At 61.2% G+C, this 16,793-nt stretch carries 17 protein-coding genes; all 17 read left to right on the top strand.

Going from position 1 to position 16,793, the window contains the following annotated elements; all coding sequences use genetic code 11:
- Positions 1 to 1,299, top strand: coding sequence for a phage portal protein (locus LVS58_RS06895; RefSeq protein WP_233690430.1), 1,299 nt, complete (start codon positions 1 to 3; stop codon positions 1,297 to 1,299).
- A 16-nt stretch (positions 1,300 to 1,315) separates the two neighbouring features.
- A complete protein-coding gene (locus tag LVS58_RS06890) occupies positions 1,316 to 2,173 on the top strand; it encodes a head maturation protease, ClpP-related (RefSeq protein WP_233690429.1) in 858 nt (285 codons plus the stop codon).
- A gap of 2 nt (positions 2,174 to 2,175) precedes the next feature.
- Entirely contained in the window at positions 2,176 to 3,360 is a 1,185-nt protein-coding gene (locus LVS58_RS06885; RefSeq protein WP_233690428.1) for a phage major capsid protein, read from the top strand.
- A gap of 48 nt (positions 3,361 to 3,408) precedes the next feature.
- Positions 3,409 to 3,933 carry a hypothetical protein gene (locus LVS58_RS06880; RefSeq protein ID WP_233690427.1) on the top strand — a complete coding sequence of 175 codons (525 nt, stop codon included), beginning with the start codon at positions 3,409 to 3,411 and terminating at the stop codon, positions 3,931 to 3,933.
- 4 nt (positions 3,934 to 3,937) lie between these two features.
- On the top strand, positions 3,938 to 4,279 hold the full coding sequence (locus LVS58_RS06875; protein WP_233690426.1) for a head-tail connector protein: 342 nt from the start codon (positions 3,938 to 3,940) through the stop codon (positions 4,277 to 4,279).
- Positions 4,276 to 4,602 carry a phage head closure protein gene (locus tag LVS58_RS06870; RefSeq protein WP_233690425.1) on the top strand — a complete coding sequence of 109 codons (327 nt, stop codon included), beginning with the start codon at positions 4,276 to 4,278 and terminating at the stop codon, positions 4,600 to 4,602. Before LVS58_RS06875 ends, LVS58_RS06870 begins: the two co-directional genes overlap by 4 nt.
- Positions 4,603 to 4,610: 8 nt before the next feature.
- On the top strand, positions 4,611 to 4,781 hold the full coding sequence (locus tag LVS58_RS06865; protein ID WP_233690424.1) for a hypothetical protein: 171 nt from the start codon (positions 4,611 to 4,613) through the stop codon (positions 4,779 to 4,781).
- Positions 4,782 to 4,784: 3 nt separating this feature from the next.
- Positions 4,785 to 5,360 carry an HK97-gp10 family putative phage morphogenesis protein gene (locus LVS58_RS06860; RefSeq protein WP_233690423.1) on the top strand — a complete coding sequence of 192 codons (576 nt, stop codon included), beginning with the start codon at positions 4,785 to 4,787 and terminating at the stop codon, positions 5,358 to 5,360.
- Positions 5,353 to 5,739, top strand: coding sequence for a DUF3168 domain-containing protein (locus LVS58_RS06855; RefSeq protein WP_014591175.1), 387 nt, complete (start codon positions 5,353 to 5,355; stop codon positions 5,737 to 5,739). Before LVS58_RS06860 ends, LVS58_RS06855 begins: the two co-directional genes overlap by 8 nt.
- A 55-nt stretch (positions 5,740 to 5,794) precedes the next feature.
- Complete coding sequence (locus LVS58_RS06850; protein ID WP_233690422.1) at positions 5,795 to 6,298, top strand: phage tail protein; 504 nt, start codon at positions 5,795 to 5,797, stop codon at positions 6,296 to 6,298.
- 40 nt (positions 6,299 to 6,338) lie between these two features.
- Positions 6,339 to 6,668 carry a hypothetical protein gene (locus LVS58_RS06845; RefSeq protein ID WP_233690421.1) on the top strand — a complete coding sequence of 110 codons (330 nt, stop codon included), beginning with the start codon at positions 6,339 to 6,341 and terminating at the stop codon, positions 6,666 to 6,668.
- A 291-nt stretch (positions 6,669 to 6,959) separates the two neighbouring features.
- Positions 6,960 to 10,352 carry a phage tail tape measure protein gene (locus LVS58_RS06835; RefSeq protein WP_233690420.1) on the top strand — a complete coding sequence of 1,131 codons (3,393 nt, stop codon included), beginning with the start codon at positions 6,960 to 6,962 and terminating at the stop codon, positions 10,350 to 10,352.
- On the top strand, positions 10,349 to 10,834 hold the full coding sequence (locus LVS58_RS06830; RefSeq protein WP_233690419.1) for a DUF1833 family protein: 486 nt from the start codon (positions 10,349 to 10,351) through the stop codon (positions 10,832 to 10,834). The genes LVS58_RS06835 and LVS58_RS06830 overlap by 4 nt, the downstream gene beginning before the upstream one ends.
- Positions 10,834 to 11,235 (top strand): hypothetical protein, encoded by a 402-nt coding sequence (locus LVS58_RS06825; RefSeq protein ID WP_233690418.1) that lies wholly within the window; start codon positions 10,834 to 10,836, stop codon positions 11,233 to 11,235. The genes LVS58_RS06830 and LVS58_RS06825 overlap by 1 nt, the downstream gene beginning before the upstream one ends.
- Positions 11,207 to 14,311, top strand: coding sequence for a host specificity factor TipJ family phage tail protein (locus LVS58_RS06820; protein WP_233690417.1), 3,105 nt, complete (start codon positions 11,207 to 11,209; stop codon positions 14,309 to 14,311). Before LVS58_RS06825 ends, LVS58_RS06820 begins: the two co-directional genes overlap by 29 nt.
- A gap of 2 nt (positions 14,312 to 14,313) precedes the next feature.
- Entirely contained in the window at positions 14,314 to 14,796 is a 483-nt protein-coding gene (locus LVS58_RS06815) for a hypothetical protein (RefSeq protein WP_233690416.1), read from the top strand.
- A 42-nt stretch (positions 14,797 to 14,838) separates the two neighbouring features.
- Positions 14,839 to 16,788 carry a sialate O-acetylesterase gene (locus tag LVS58_RS06810; protein ID WP_233690415.1) on the top strand — a complete coding sequence of 650 codons (1,950 nt, stop codon included), beginning with the start codon at positions 14,839 to 14,841 and terminating at the stop codon, positions 16,786 to 16,788.
- The last annotated feature ends 5 nt before the right edge of the window (positions 16,789 to 16,793 follow it).

Genomic DNA, 16,793 nt, shown 5'->3' with positions numbered 1-16,793 from the left:
GTGATTAAAACCCTATCCCAGGCATTGGGCGCTGCTGCTGCCAAGCCTTCAGCCAGTATGAGTGAGTGGCTGGGCAAGACTATCAAGCTGTCGGATGGAGGTTTCTGGAGTGCCTTTAACGGAGCCCAGTCCAGTAGTGGTAAGTCAGTCAGCGTCGACAAGGCCATGCGCCTGTCCACCGTGTGGGCATGCGTCCGCATCATCTCGACTTCGGTAGCCGGCTTGCCGTTGAGTATTTACCGGCGGATGCCCGATGGTAGCCGAGAGAGTGCCCGCGACTTCCCGCTGTATGACGTTGTGCACAACAGCCCCAACGAAGACATGGCTGCCTTCCATTTCTGGCAGGCAGTCGTCGCCTCGATGCTGCTGTGGGGCAACGCCTACTGCGAGATCCATCGCTCTGCTGGGCGCGTCATCGCCCTGGACTTCCTGATGCCGTCGAGAGTTGACCCTGAGTTCGACGACGATGGACGGCTCAGGTATTTCTTCAGGCCCCGAAAGGGAGCCCGCCGAGAGATCCAGCGGCAGGACATGCTGCACATCCCAGCCTTCACCCTAGATGGCCGAGTCGGCCTTTCTGCTATTCGGTACGGCGCGGATGTGTTCGGTTCAGCGATGTCTGCAGACGATGCTGCGAACAGCACCTTCCGCAACGGCATGATGCCGACGGTCGCGTTCTCGGTAGACAAGACGCTCAACCCGGCTCAGCGCGTCGAGTTTCGCGAGTACGTGAAGACGATCTCCGGGGCGTTGAATGCCGGCAAGAGCCCTGTGCTTGAGCAAGGTGTGAAGCCTGAAATGATCGGCATCAACCCTGCTGATGCGCAGCTGCTGGAGTCGAGAGGGCACAGCATCGAGGAAATCTGCCGCTGGTTCGGCGTCCCACCTTGGATGGTGATGAAGACCGACAAGGGCAGCAACTGGGGCACCGGCCTGGAGCAGCAGCAGATTGCGTTTCTCACGTACTGCATCATGTCCTTCACGGCGCCAATCGAGCAATGCGTGAACAAGTGGTGCATGACGGCCGTTGACCGGATCAAGTTCTATGCCGAGTACTCGCTTGAAGCATTCCTGCGTGCGGATAGCGCGGGCCGTGCGGCCTACCTCAGCACGATGGGGCAGAACGGCTACCTGACTCGAAACGAGGGGCGGCGGAAAGAGAACCTTCCAAGCATGCCAGGTGGCGATGTACTGACCGTGCAATCGAACCTGGTCCCGCTGGACCAACTGGGCAAGCAAGACGATGGGCAGGCCGCAAGGGCCGCACTGATGAACTGGCTACAACAGCCGGAAAAGTAAATCTCGGGAGTAATCCATGAAACACAAGATCCAGTCTCGCGGCCTGCGCAGCGAGATGAGCCCGCGTGCGCTCGATAAATGGAATCCCGCGATCCAGGCGGCCGTTGAGAATACCTCTGACACCATCACCGTGTACGGCGTGATTGGCGAAGACTGGTACGGGGAGGGCGTGACGCTGAAGCGGATCGATGCCGCGCTGCGCGCCATCGGTGAGCGAGATGTGACCGTCTATATCAACTCGCCAGGCGGCGACATGTTCGAAGGCATTGCCATTTACAACCGCCTGCAAGAGCACAGCCATCAGGTCACCACCAAGGTGCTCGGCATGGCCGCCAGCGCTGCTTCGATCGTTTTCCTCGCTGGGAAGAAGCGAGAGGTGGCCACCAGCGCCTTCCTCATGATCCACAACTGCTGGACTTGGCTCGCAGGCAATCGCAACTACCTCCGCGACATAGCCAATGACATGGAGGAGTTCGATGCGGCGATGGCCGACCTCTATGCCGAGACGAGTGGGCAGTCGGCGGAGGACATGGCCGAGCTGATGGACGACGAAACCTATATCCGTGGCAAGCGCGCCGTGGAACTTGGCCTGGCCACTGGGTTGTTGTCTTCCAGCGAAGTCACCGAACGCGAAACCGAAGACGCCGCCCAGAACAATGCGCTCAAGGCCATGGATGTCGCCCTGGCCAAGGGGGGGATGACTCGATCGGAGCGCCGCGAACTGTTCGCCAATTTCAAGTCCGGCATGCCTCGCGCTGTCGGCGGGGGTACGCATAACGCTGCCCCACCCGATAAGCCCCGCGCTGTCGCGCCAGACCTCTCCGCCTCTCTGAGCGCGGCAACCAATCTCCTCAATTCTCTGAAAGGAAAGTGACCATGGACTTTGAAGCCCAAGTCAAGGAACTGAATGCCAGCCTCAAGGGCATTGGCGATCAGATCAAAAGCCAGGCCGAGGCGACCGAGAAGCAAATTAAGGCTTCCGGTGAAATGAATGCCGAAACCCGCGCCAAGGTCGATGAACTGCTGACCAAGCAGGGCGAGCTTCAGGCGCGACTCGGCGAGGCCGAGCAAAAGCTCGTGAACGCAAGTCGGGATCGCAATCATCAGGAGGAGCCGCAGAAATCGGTAGGCGCCCTCGTGATCGAAAGCGAAGAAATGAAGGACATGAACTCGTCCTTCCGCGGCTCTCGTCGTGTTTCCGTGCCGCGCGCGGCCATCACCACAGCAACCGGTGGTGACCTGGTGCAGACTCAGCGGCTGCCAGGGATCATTGCCCCGCCTCAACGCCGACTGACTGTACGCGACCTGGTTGCACCGGGCACCACCGAATCGAACTCCATCGAGTACGTGCGTGAAACCGGCTTCACCAACAACGCCCGTACTGTGGCGGAGACCACGGCCAAGCCGTATTCCGACCTGACGTTCGGTCTGGCCACTGCGAACGTGCGGACCATCGCCCACTTGTTCAAAGCCAGCCGCCAGATGCTGGATGATGCCAAGGCACTCCAGAGCTATATCGACGGTCGTGCACGCTATGGCCTCAACATGGCGGAAGAAGCTCAACTGCTTTATGGCAATGGCACCGGCGTGAACCTGCAAGGCCTTATGACCGTTGCTCAACTGTACGCAGCCCCGGCTGGCGTAGCCGTAGTGGGCGAGCAGCGCATTGACCGCTTGCGCCTGGCGCTGCTGCAGGCCGAACTGGCCGAATTCCCATCTGACGGCATCGTGCTCAACCCGATCGATTGGGCCGCTATTGAGCTGACCAAGGACGGGGAAGGCCGCTACATCATCGGCCAGCCTCAGGAAGGCACCAACCCGAAACTCTGGAATCGTCCTGTGGTTTCTACCCAGGCCATGACCCAAGACGACTTCCTCGTCGGCGCATTCAAGCTCGGCGCGCAGATCTTCGACCGGATGGAAATCGAAGTATTGATCTCGACCGAGAACAGCGACGACTTCGAGAAGAACATGGCGACAATCCGTGCTGAAGAGCGTCTGGCCTTCGCCATTTACCGCGAAGAGGCCTTCGTGACCGGCCAGCTGACCGGCACGCCTTAACTCTTCCGTAATGTGGCGTCAGCAATGGCGCCCTACAGGAGTATTCCCATGGCACGTAAACAGGAAAAACCAGAGTCTGCGTTTGAGCCGAAGGATCCTTCCTCGACCACTGAATCGAGCGGCAGCCAGCCTCAAGATGGAGCGTTGTCCCTTTCGCTTGGTGAAGCCGCCTCGCCAAATCCTGGAGAGGCGGGCGCTCCCGCAACTGATTCAGGATCGGGCGCAGAGCAGACACCGCCGGAAGCACCAGTAGAATCGGGGGGCGGATCGGGCGGCGCCGTAGGCGACCTGGGCGCCAGTGCCGGAGCTCCCGCTACGGAAGCGGGGGCATCGGTAGGTGAAGGCCAGAGCGGGCCGACGGTGATCGAGGCTGGCGACGATACCGACCAGCCAGCTGCAGGTCTGGTTGCTGCTAACCCAAATCCAGTGACTCTTCAGATCTACCCGATGCGGTCCTACATGGATGAGGGCGAGCTGCGCCGCCGGGGCGGTCCAGCCTATGTGGTGCCACGCCGGCACGCAGAGGAGCTTGTGCAGCGTAAGTTGGCATCGCTCGAACCGCTGAAGGAGTGAAGACATGCCGGTGATCAGTTTGACCACAGCCCGTCATCACCTGAGAGACCCTGACGATGATGACGAGTACCTGGAGCTCCTGATCGAGGCTGCTGAAGGGCAGGCGATGGACTACCTGAACCGTCGCTTTTACGTCGACCAGCAGGCGCTGGATGACGCAGTCGCCGCCGGGGATGCCGGTGACTCCCCCATTGTCTGCAACAAGCAGATCAAGGCTGCCTGCCTGCTTATCCTCGGACACCTTTACGCAAACCGTGAGGACGTAGTGATCGGGACCATCGCCACCGAACTGCCGCAAGGTTCGAAGGCGCTTCTGACCCCGCACCGTGTCGGGTGGGGCGTATGAGGGCCGGGCCGCTACGTCACAGGTTCGAGGTGACCCACCGACATGAGGAGCGCAATAAGTCCGGAGGGGCCACAGTGACGTGGCTGCCTGCAGTTCGCCCTGAAATGTGGGGCGAAGTCCGCACCCCTACTGGGCGCGTAACGGCAGTTGCTGAAAAGCTTAGTGCTGTAGTCACCGCTGAAATCATCGGTAGGCCGCGAGCCGACATTGTGGCGGGGTCACGACTCACGAGGCGCGGGGTCACCTACCAGGTCGAGGCTGTTTTACCGGACAACGAGAACACGTTGATGAGGCTGCTTTGCTCATCGGTACCCAACCCATAAGGTGAACTATGAAGATTCGAGCACTGGGCCCGCTTACGGGCGCATGTGGTGAGCGTGAAAAGGGCGAGGTATTCGAGGTTGAAAAGCCCTATGGTGATGGCCTCATCGCCCGAGGCTATGCCGAAGAGGTCGTCGAAAAGGCCGAGAAGCCAGCGAAGGCTGTCCAGGCCAAGGAGTAGGCCATGGCGCGTCGGTCCAGCATTCGTGGCGACATCCGGCTGCGCCGGACGCTGCGCAACATCCACAAGACCATGGACAACGAGCTGCAACCGGCCATGGCCAAGTCCGCCGCTCGGGTGCTGGCCACCCAGCAGCAACTGATCCCGAAAGACACCGGTGCTGCCTCGGCGGCCTTGAAGGTCTACGTCTCACCCAGCGGGCTGGATGCCCAGGTTGGTATCAGGGGAAAGCGGGACAACCGACGATTCTTCTACCTGCGGTTCCTCGAGTACGGCACCAAGGGCTATTCCGGCAGCATGTACCGGAGAGCAGACCGAGACGCGGTCGGGGGCGTTCACACTAACAACCGCGACAAGTCGCAATTGAAAGGGCGACGCAACTCGTTCCGCCAGCGCGACACGAAGAACAAGTCCGACGGGCAGCACTTCTTCGGCAAATATCCTGACATACCCGCCAGGCCCGCACACCCGTGGCTGCGCCCGTCTCTGGACGTCAACCGCGAGTTCGTCATGGCGGATCTTGAGGAAGCCGTCCGGCGCACGCTGCGTAAGGCAAGCCAGGGGGTAGGCAATGGCTGATCCATCACTGGCCCTGCAGGAGGCCATCTTCGCCAGACTCCAGGCTGAGGTCAGCTGCCCGATCTACGACGGCGCACCGCTGAACGCTGACATGCCGTACGTATCAATCGACCGCGAGGTCTCGGTCAACAGCAGCCCGATCTCGGGCCGTAAGCGCGAAACGCGGTTGCTGTACCTGTCAGTCTGGTCCGATGCCGTTGGCCAGGCCGAGGTCAAGCGGATCAACGGCGAAGTCATCGCCGCTTTGGACGAGCGCCGCCTCCCGCTGGAAGTGGGCCGCGCGGTATCCGTCCGGGTCGAGCAGGCCGATGCTCAGCGCGATGCGGATGGCATCACTTACCAGGGCTCGATCACCGTCCGCGTGATCACCACCCACTGAATCACCCACTGGCCGCGCTGCGGCTTCTATCCAACGTGGCTTTGGAGGATCACCCATGCCCGCAGAAGACAACCTCAATACAGCCGCTGGCTGCCGCCTCTTCATTGGCGGCAAAACCGGCGCAACCACCAAAGCCGAGTACGAGTCCGACACCTACGTGCGTGTTGGTGAAATCGAAGACCTCGGCGAATTCGGCGACACCTTCAGCAGCGTGACCTTTGTCTCGCTGGAGGATGGCCGCGTGCGCAAGTACAAGGGCACGGCTGACGCCGGTGACATGACCTTTACTGTGGGCCTGGACAACGGTGACGCTGGCCAGAACGCCGTCAAGACCGCCCACAAGGATCGCAGCAAGGGTGATTACAATATCAAGGTCACCCTGAACGACGGCGACCCTGATGCCTCACCGGCGATCAGTCCGACCACGTTCTATTATCGCGCGAAGGTGATGAACAACACAGTTGCCCCAGGCGCGGCTGACAACGTGGTACGCCGCAATGTCACCTTTGGCATCAACTCGGAAATCCTCGAGCTGCTTCCGGCCCCAGTCACCCCATAAGCGGCCGGGGCTTCGGCCCCGGTCTCACAGGACCCGAACCATGAACAACACGCTGCACGGTACCGTTACCGTCAAGTTGGGTGATGAAGAGTTCACCCTTACCCCAACCCTGAAGGCTGTGCGGGCGATCGAGAGCCGTTTTGGCGGCCTGCGCGGTGCTTCCCAGGCGATCAACGCACTCAGCATCGACGGTTGCGCCGCCATTTTGGTGGCCGGTGCCGGCCTCGACGAGAAGGCCGCCAAGGCAGTGCCAGAGCAAGTCTGGCAGCACGGCGTTCTCGATGCGTCGACACAGCTGAACGCCTACCTAGTCGCGCTGTACAACCCGCGCGGCAAAGATTCGGGAAACGAACAAGCCGGGACGGCGTAAGCGTCATCGAAGACGGTAGTTACGTCGACCGGCTTTACTCGATCGCAACTGGCTGGCTTGGCTGGCAACCCGATGTAGCTTGGCGAACGCCACTACCCGAGTTGTTCATGGCACTGGATGCCAGGCTCGAGTGGTCGCAGATGACCAACCCCTTCGGTAAAGGAAAGGCACAAGGGGCCAAGCCGAAACCCAGCGCCTCGGCTGTGGCCGACAAACTGCGCCAGGCGCTGACGGGCCGAAACGCATAGCTCAACACCCGCTCCGGCGGGTTTTTTCGTTCTGGAGAATTACATGGCCGACCAACAGGTCCAGGGGATGCTGGTCCAGATTGAGGCGACCACGGCTCAGCTGCGTCGAGAGTTGGCCAATGCTGATCAGCTGGTCGCTCGGTCATCCCAGGCGATTGATCAGAGTTTGGCGAAGGTCGACTCCGCTTTTGATCGGGCAGGCGCCGCAGCGCAACAAGCCGGCACTCTCGTTCGTGGTGCTTTCGCGGCGGTGGCTGGGGCCGGCTTGATCGGCGGGATCATTCAGCAAGTCGACGCCTACGGGCAGATGGCTGACAGGATGAAGGCCGCAGCCGGTAGCGCAAGCGAGTACCAGCTGGTCCAAGATCACCTGCTGCAAACTGCTCAGGAAACTTACCGGCCTCTGGCAGAAGCCCAAGAGCTGTACATCCGCACTGCAGACGTTATGCGCAGCCTGGGCTTCAACACCCAGCAGACTTTGGACATCACCGACAGCTTCAGCTTTCTGCTGGTGACCAACGCTGCAGCTGCTGACAAAGCCGGCTCAGCGCTGGATGCGTACTCGAAAGCGCTGCAGACCGGCAAGGTAGAGGCGGATGGTTGGGTTTCCATTCAGGACGCCATGCCGACCATAGTCACTGCGATTGCCACCGCTACTGGTAAGAGCGCCGAGGAGATCAGGAAGCTCGGTGTTCAGGGCAAGCTATCGCTCGATGACATCAACACCGGCCTGCTGAACACCGTGGAGGTCAACCGCAAGGCGGCGGCCGGCATGTCCACAAGCGTGCAGGACGCGATGGTGAACATCAGCAACGCCATTCAGGCATTCCTGGGTGGCATGGAAGAGCAAACCGGAATAGTCGCTGGCTTTGCGAGCGTGCTGATTGCGCTGGCTGACAACGTGGACCTGGTGGCCGTGGCCATGGGCGGCGTTGGCGCTGCTGCGCTGACCAACTACGTTGCGAAAACTGGACTGGCCGTGCAAGCGGCGCGGGCTGACCGTGCTGCGCGCATTGCCCAGGCTGAGGCAACACTGCAGGCGGCGATAGCGGATCAGCGAAAGGCTCAGACTGCCACCATCCTTGCTGAGCGGGAGGCGATTGCGGCGCGCGGTACCGCAGTTCAGACCCAAATGTCCCTTCAGCTCGCAACGGCGCGGACAAAGGAGGCCGCTGCAACTGCCGCAGTAGCAACAGCTCAGTCTGGATTGAAGGCCGCTTCGGCCGGCCTCCTTGCCGGCTTGGGCGGACCCATGGGATTGGCGATTCTCGCCGGCACCGCGGCGGCAAGTTTCCTCCTGCTTCGCGACAATGCGGATAAGGCTGGGGTCAGCCTGGAGGACATGCGAAAGCCCGTGTCCCAGCTACGGGAGGAGTTCCAGAAGCTCAACCGGGACCAGCGCGAAGCTGCTCTGGTGAAATGGCAGCAGGAGCAGATCAACGCCACGGACAAGGTCAAGGATGCCTATGGCGACCTTGCCCAGTCCATACGCTCTGCGACTGTAACTGCACCTGTTCGGGATTCGGGTGGTCAGTACAACAAGCAGTTGGCCGATTACCAAGGAATCATCGACCGGCTGAATGAAGCTCGGGCATCGGGTACAGACCTGGCCCCTATCCTCAAGGAGGTGGGGGCACGCTTGCAGCTGCCAGCGGCTACGTTGCAGGGGTGGATCACCCAGGCGGGCGCCGTCAGTGATGCTGACCAGCGTTCAGGCCTGATTGCCGAAACCTTGCGCGTCTTGACCGGGGTCACCAAGGAAAACACGGTCGCGACCGAAGCGAACAATGCTGCGAAGACCGGCATGAGCAGCGCTGGCCAGACCTACCTGGAAACCCTGCAGAAGCAGCTCGGCGGCCTGCAAGACAACAACGACGCGATCAAGATCGCAAACCGCTACATCGCCGAGAATGCAGACCTCACCGAGACCGATCGGCAGGCGATTCTGTCGGCAGCCAACGCCATCGAGGCGCAGAAGAAAGCCAACGACAAGGCCAATAAGGCCAAGCGCGAGGGGGAGTCCAAGTCAGAACAGGCTGCTAAAAAGCAGCTGAAAGACTTCGACGCGGCCGAGGAAGGCTACAAACGCCAGATCGAGCTGATCAACACCACTGGCGACAAGCACAAGGATGCGACCGAGGTCGCCAAGCTTTCCTTTGAGCTCCAGGAGGGGAAGCTCGGCAACCTGTCCAAAGCGCAGCAGAAACGCCTGCTTGAGCTTGCTGCTGAGCTGGACGTGCTGAACAAGATCAAGAAGGCCAATGAAGATGACCTGAAGCTCCGCGCCTTCAGGTCCGCGCAGCAGAGTGGCACCCAGACCCAAGCGGACGGCTTCGAACAAGAGCTTGCTGGCATAGGCATGGGGGACAAGGCACGTGACCGCATGCGCTCTGAGCTTGCTCTGCGGCAGAAGTATGTCGCGGATCTCAAAGCGCTGAACGAGCAGCGTAACACTGGGCAGATCAGTCCAGAGTTGTACGCCGGCGAAACCGAGATCCTGAAGCAGGAGTTAGACAAGCAGCTCGAGAACCAGCAGAACTACTACGCAGCCGTGGACGAGCAGCAGTCCAACTGGATGAACGGGGTGCGTGAGGCCTGGGCGAACTATGCCGATGAGGCAAGGAACTACTCGGCCCAGGCAGCTGATGCAACCACAAGCATCTTGGGCAGCGCTCGTAGCGAGCTGAACACCTTCATGACCGATGTCGCCACCGATACTGAAAGTGCTGGTGATGCGCTGGCCAACATGATTGGCGGCTTTGCCGAGTCGGTGCTCAGCGCGTTGGTAGATATGGCCGCGCAGTGGCTCATCTATCAAGGCGTCCAGCTCCTTGTCGGCAAGACAACCCAGGCAAGCGCCGCAGGAATGATGGCGGCGAACGCCCAGGCGACCGCGTTGCAGGCTGGCTTGGCTGCTTTCGCTTCCACTGCGGCCATTCCGATCGTAGGCCCGGCCCTGGCACCAGGTGCAATGGCCACCGCGCTCACCATCGCCAACCCGCTGGCCTCGGCCGTGGGCATGACCGCGATGTCAGGCGTGGGCTTCATGGATGGCGGCTATACGGGCCACGGCCGCAAGGATGAGGTCGCCGGCCCGGTGCACCGCGGAGAGTACGTGTTCGATGCCGAGGCAACTGCGCGTATCGGGGTCGGAACGCTGGAGGCCATCAGCGACGGCCGTGCTGCCTTCGTTGGCGGTCCCGGCAGTTCTTCGGCGCCCACTGCTGATTCAGTGGCCTCGGGCGGGCCGGCACCGGCTCAGCCCGCTCCCCAGGTCAACCTGTATGAGGATGCCAGTCGCGCAGGGCAAGTTCAGATGTCAACGGGCCCTGATGGACGTCAGATCCTTGATATCTGCGTGGCAAACATCCGCCAAGGCGGTGTGCTGGCCAAGGCCTATGAACAAATCTACGGGGCAAAAAGGGTGGGGCGATGACCGCGATTGCAACGCTGTACGCCTCTGGCGGCAAGGCGTGGATCATTCCGACCCTTGAGCTTCGCTGCCCAGCCTGGCCGGCGCCGATTTACCTCTGCGCTGGCTTCGATGATGTTGTGGCCGCGCTAGAAACAGGCGCCAAGGTGAAGTTCACCGCGTCTGCCTTCGACGCGGCGCTGCCCAAGCGCGACGACAGTGGTAGCCAGACGCTGACCTTTGCCATCGACAACGTCACTGGTGTAGCGCAGCAGCTGATCGACCAAGCGCTGGAGGCCCGGCAGAAGATCACTCTGGTTTTCCGGATTTTCCTATCGTCCGACTTGTCCGCGCCTGCGGAGAAACCGTACCGAATGACTGTGCTCAGCGGGTTCATGGAAGGGGCCAGCGTGCAGTTGCAGGCTGGTTACACCGACTACATTAATTTGGCTTGGCCAAGGCGCAAGTACAACTTGAGCTTCGCCCCCTGCCTTAGGTACGTGTGATGTTCGACAGCTACTTGGCCGCCACCTACGAGGACGGCGGGCGCGGCCCTGCGCGCTTCGATTGCTGGGGGATGGCCAGGGCTGTACGCCATGAGGTGTATGGCCTGCGGCTACTGCCGAGCTGGGGTTATGTCCGAAACACCATGCCGATGGAGTTCACCCGGGCAGTCAACCACGAAGCCGCCGGCATGGAACGCTGTGAGCCGGAGTTGGGCGCTATCGCCTGCGTTTGGCGGGGCGATATCTGCATCCACGTTGCGCTGATCGTTGAGGCCGAAGGCCGGCTGCATGGCCTGGAGATGAAGCCCAGCGGGGCGACCATCAAGCCGCTTCGGCGATTTCAAGATCAGTATCTGAAAGTGAGTTATCACCGTGATCGAATTCTACCCGAGCAAGCTTGAGGGCTCTCCCCTGGAGCGCCACAGAACCGACAAGGTGATGACGATCGAGGGGTGGCTGCAGCGCAATGTGCCAGGGTATGGGCCGCGCTCGTCGCCGCCCATCAGCATTGAGGTGAATGGGGTTTTCATAGCACCTGCCCATTGGGGCAAGGTCGAATTCGCTCCCATGGACACCGTCCGCATTTACCCAGAGCCCAAGGGCACAGGTCTTGAGGTGGCTGTGTGGGCCGTAGTGGCCGCCGTGGTGGCGGTCGGCGTCATCATGCTCACGCAGAAGCCGCTGGCCACCCCGACGAACAAGTCGCAAAAGGGGCAGAGCCTTAATCTGGCGAAGACCACCGGCAACCAGGTGAAGGTGGGGGACATAATCCGAGAGGTCGCCGGCCGCACGCGGATCTTCCCAGACTACCTGGTGCCGCCTCGGCACTACTTCGTCAACGAGACGGAGCAGTGGGTGGAGATGCTGCTGTGCGTTGGCGTTGGTGAGTTTGAGATCAACCCCACCGACGTGAAGATCGGCGACACCCCGATCGCTTCGCTTGGTAGCACCGCCCGATACCGAATCTATGGCCCAGGCGAGTCGCTGGCAGATGAGCCGGCGAGGCTCTGGTGGCACAACTCCACCGAGGTTGGTTCAACCAGCACCGGCGGGGCGGGGCTCACGCTCACCACCACCACCACTGTTGCCCAGCAGTTTACGGGCGAATCGGTGCTGGTTGCCGACCATGTGCTGACCGTTCCGGAGGGGGCTGGCTGGTTCCCCCTCGGCTGGGACAGCGGGATGATCGCTCGGATCGACGTGCCGTACCCGTTCACGTTCACCGCACCGGTTGACGGCAGCGCCACGGTGGTTAGCGGCCCGCATCTGCCTATGCTGCAGCCATTTGTTGGCATGCGTATTGAGATATCGGGCGCCAATGCCGGCGAGTACGTGGTGGCCAGCTATACACCAGAGGTTCCTGGCACGCCGGCTGTGCCTGGTAGCGCCTCGATGGTTACCGGCAGCGCCGCACCGACACGCTTCAACTTCGATGTGACGCCGCTGAGCTTCACGGTTTCCCGTGGGGCAAGCGATTTCCCGATAGCCCTTACTACTGCCACCAGCAACTTGGCCGGCCTGGTGTCTGCGGTAAACGCTGCTCTGGCCGGCACTCCGCTGGTCGCCAGCGCGTCGGGCGGTTACCTGAGGATTGCTGAGCAGGCCGCACCGTTCACCGGTACCGGGCTGACCATCACGGGCGCGGCCGTCGACATTCTGGGGTCAAGCCCTGTGTTTGCGACGGGCGTTAAGTCTGAGGCGGCAACGGATGGGCAGTATGCCTGGATGACCATGTCATATGACGGTGGCGCTCCGGCCGTTGGCCTGCAAACCGGTGAGTTGTTTTCCTCAATCGGGTATCGCGACATGCGCTACCGGATCACGGAAGTTTCGGATGACTCCGCAGAAGATGACGATGAGACCCCAGAGGACGAGAGCCACGGCCCCTCAGCCATCACAGTTGTTCGTCTGACCGACACCGGTGCAGTTGACGATGAATGGGATGGCTTCGATGCGATCCAGAGCAATGGCGTAAGTGCCGTGCTGGACGGCTCAACCACTGAAGGCGACTGGGCGGGGGCATTCGTGGTCTGCCCGGAAGGCGAGACCGTACGCCGGGTGGAGCTGGACTTCTTCTTCCCGAGCGGCCTGATCCGCTACACCGAGAAGAACGGCAGCCAGCGGCAGGTCAGTGTGAAGGTTGAGGCGCAGTATCGCGATGTCAGCACGGCAGGGGACTGGACCTCCGTCTTCTGGACCTTCACTGCTACCCGGCGAGACCAAATCGCGTTCACCCGATCAGTCACTTTCCCGGCCTACATGCGCGGCGAAATTCGGGTTCGCCGAATCGGCGAAGAGTCTACTGCCAACACTAAGCAGGACAGGGTGCAGTGGTACGGCATGCGCGCCCGCATCGACAAGGCGCCGCTGCGCTATCAGGGTGTGACGGTGCTCGCCGTATATGCCCGGGGTGGTACCAAGCTGTCGGCGCAGTCCGAAAATCAGGTGTCGGTGATCGGCACGCGCAAGCTTCCGGTGCTGGTCGATGGGTCTTGGTCTGCGCCTACGGCCACCCGGAACATCGAGCCTTGGATTCATTACGTTGCGGAGGATGCAGGCGCGACCGATGACGACCTGGATATTGAAGAGTTCGTGCGCTACGGCGCCACTTGGCAGAGTCGCGGGGACTATTTCGACTTCTCGGTCGAGGAAGCCGGCACGGTCAAGGATGCCCTGAATGATGCGCTGAAGGCCGGGTTTGCTAAGTTCACGCTCGAGCGAGGGCGGATCACCCCTGTGCGCGATGAGTTGCGCGCCCAGATCGGCTTTATGTACACGCCGCAGAACATGACCAGTTCCTTGAAGCGCGCGTTCACGCTGCCGCCGCCGGATGACTACGACGGGGTGCTCATCAAGTACCGAGACGGTAAGACCTGGGCGGAAGAAACGGTGAAGTGCAAGCTGGACGGCGACGCATTCCTGAGGGTCGAGGAAATCACGCTCGATGGCGTCACTGACCGTGATCGCGCCTGGCGGTATGGCATGCGGCAGCGTCGGGCTCAGGTTTACCAGACCAAGAGCTACAGCTGGAGCACCGAGCTTTCCGCGCTCAACAGCGGGTACCTCAGTTACGACGCCGTAGCTGATGACATTCCAGGCTACGCCCAGTCGGCGGTGATGGTTGATTGTTCCGCCGGGGAAGGGCCGGTTGTTGTGGAAAGCAGCGAGCCGTTCACCTGGGAGCCCGGAAAGGCCCATGTGCTTGCAGTTCGCAGGCCTGACGGGTCTGTCAGCGGGCCATGGGCAGCTGCGCGCTTGGACGACTACCGAGTAGTCATCCCGACGATTGACTTTGTGCCGGATCTTTCCTTGGAGATCGAGCCGCCGCATTTGCTGTTCGGTGTTTCGACCAGGTGGTGCTACCCGGTCTTGGTCACGTCCATCGAGCCTGGCGACTATTCGGCGGATATGGAGGCAGTGAACTACGACGCGCGTGTCTACGCGGATGACGACAACTTTGCACCCGAGGATGCTTGAGGATGCTGACCTTTCCGGATGATCTCCCGCTGCCAGTGGGGGATGGATACGGCTTCAGGCCCGTGAGCCCGATCATCAGGACAACGATGTCCAGCGGTCGGGCCATGCAACGGCGGCGGTTCGGCAGCGTTCCCACGCTGCTGCCTGTCAGCTGGTTGCTCTCGACGGCTGAGGCAAAGCTGTTCGAAGGGTGGTGCAAGTGGGGGATAGGGTGGGCCGACTGGTTTCTTTGCCCGCTTCGAACGCCTCTGGGGCTGAAGCCGCATCGAGCCAGGTTCACCGACATCTACACCGGTCCCGAGTTTGTAAGCAATGACCTGTGGCGCTATACGGCCACGCTCGAACTTTTCGAACTGCCAATCGTTGACGAGGCCGAGTTCACCTCACTGCTTGCGGGTATGCCGATCACGGTGATGACCGCCCAGCTGCGCGCCCTGCTGCAGCGCTGGTACACGAAGTCTTGGCCAGGCGCCACGGCTACCTAATTCCTGCCCACTTCGGTGGGCTTTTTTTCGCCTGGAGTAAACATGAGCGGAGCCGAAGATCTCGCGCGCTTGACCCAAACGATCGACAAGACCAACGAACTGCTTTTGTCGCCAGTTCCCAAGATGATGGATGTTGGTGGCGGAGAAATGCGCCCGACGAACGCGCTGGTGATGATCAACCTGGCGACCTTGCTCGGGGGAGCCATGCCCTATGCATCTGTGGCGCTGGGGCTGGCAGGCACCTCGGACGGCACGAACTTCAGCGTTCTTTCGAGCGCTGACGACGAGTATGTGAACGTGTACCGCAACACAGCAGGCGCTGCGGTGTTCGTTGATACTTACCCGAATGCCAAGAAGGTGAAGCAGGTGCAGGACAGCGCCCAGTTCGCCGTAGAGACTGCACCACCCCGCAACATGTCGGAAACTCACCCATGGGCCCTTACCGATGAGCTGCTTCGGGTAATCCTAGGGGTAAGGACAGACGGCGTCGTCGATGCGATCCTCGACCGGCTGCCAGGCCTTTCGCTTGTTGGTGACTTCGCCTGGGCGCTTTGTGACCAGAACGACACCGTTATTTTGGGTATCAAGTGGAACGGGGAGGTGGTGTTCTATCAGCCGCCGGCCAGCGCCGCTACGTCTATGGCGTGGGTGGAAGGGCCGCCAGGGCAGCGCGATGTTTGGGTGCTGGTGAGCGGGATTCCCTACCAGCTCACTTCCAATGGGGACAACACCGACCCCGAGCTGCTGTCTGGTACTGTCAGCTTCCTGCGGCGCTTCAACACCGTGAGCGCTCAATCGCTCGATCTTCCCGCTTCTGGGGCGGTGGCTCCGTACGTGAAGAAGTTCTTGCACATCCTTTTCAACGGCCAGTCGCTGATGCGTGGTATCGGCTCGGGAAGCCCCATTACGGTACAGCCCCCGGCTGCAAATCGGCTTTTCACTCTCAATGACGGCGTGCAATTGAGCGATGAAACCGGAACCCTAACTGCAGCAATGGTTGCCCCCTTCAAGCCGCTAACCGCCAAGTCCCTGGAGTCACCAGCGCTGCAGGCGGCAGCAAACATCAATCGGCTGCGTGGCCTGCCTGCTGATGTGGGCTTGATCACCAGCGACCACTCCCGCGGCGCCCAGGGCATCACCTCTCTGAACAAGGGAACCATCCCTTACAACAACAGCATCACCGCCGCGACAGCGGCGAAGGCCGAGGCCGATCGGCTTGGCTATGGCTACGAGATTCCCTTTGTTGGCTGGAACCAGGGGCAGCATGACGGTGGTATGGCTGCCGGGGTGTACATCGGCCACCTGCTGCAGCTGCAAACTGACTATGACGCCGACCTGCGGGGAGTGTCCGGGCAGCTGAACACCATCCCGATGCTGCTGACCCAGATGAGCAACTGGCATGCGTCGGCCTACAACCGATCCTTCAGCAATATCCCGCACGAGCAACTGCAAGCAGCGCTGGAAAACCCCGAAAAGTTTGTGATGGCCGGGCCGCAGTACTGGCTGCCGAGCAACAATGATGGAATCCACCTGCCTGCCGCCTCGTACGCTCGCGACGGCGTCATGGTGGCCCGTGCGGCTCGGGCGATCATCGCCAAACAGAAGTGGTTGCCGCTGCATTGTGTGTCCGCAACGCGCAATGGGCTACAGGTTGATCTTCGATTCCACGTGCCCACCGGCCCGCTGGTTATCGACACTGTCAACGTCACTGATCCTGGCATGTATGGTTTGCGCTGGATCGATAGCGCCTCCAGTGCGTCGGTCGTTAAGGTTGAGCGGTTCGGCTACGACACCCTTCGCCTGACCCTGGACGCCGAACCAACCGGTGCCGGGCAAATGGTGGGGATTGCCGACATCGGTGTTGCTGGCAGTCGGGCAGGGCCTACCACGGGCGCTCGCACCTGCATCCGCGATAGCGCTCCTGACCTCGATGCAACCGGCACCCCGGTCTACAACTGGGCCTGCCACCAAAGAATTCAAGTCACCAACTGATGGAG

The organism is Pseudomonas sp. JR33AA (assembly GCF_021378985.1).
Classification (GTDB): Bacteria; Pseudomonadota; Gammaproteobacteria; order Pseudomonadales; family Pseudomonadaceae; genus Aquipseudomonas; species Aquipseudomonas alloputida.
The sequence above is the reverse complement of the archived record's forward strand: the minus strand, read 5'-3'. Positions and strand labels throughout refer to the sequence as shown.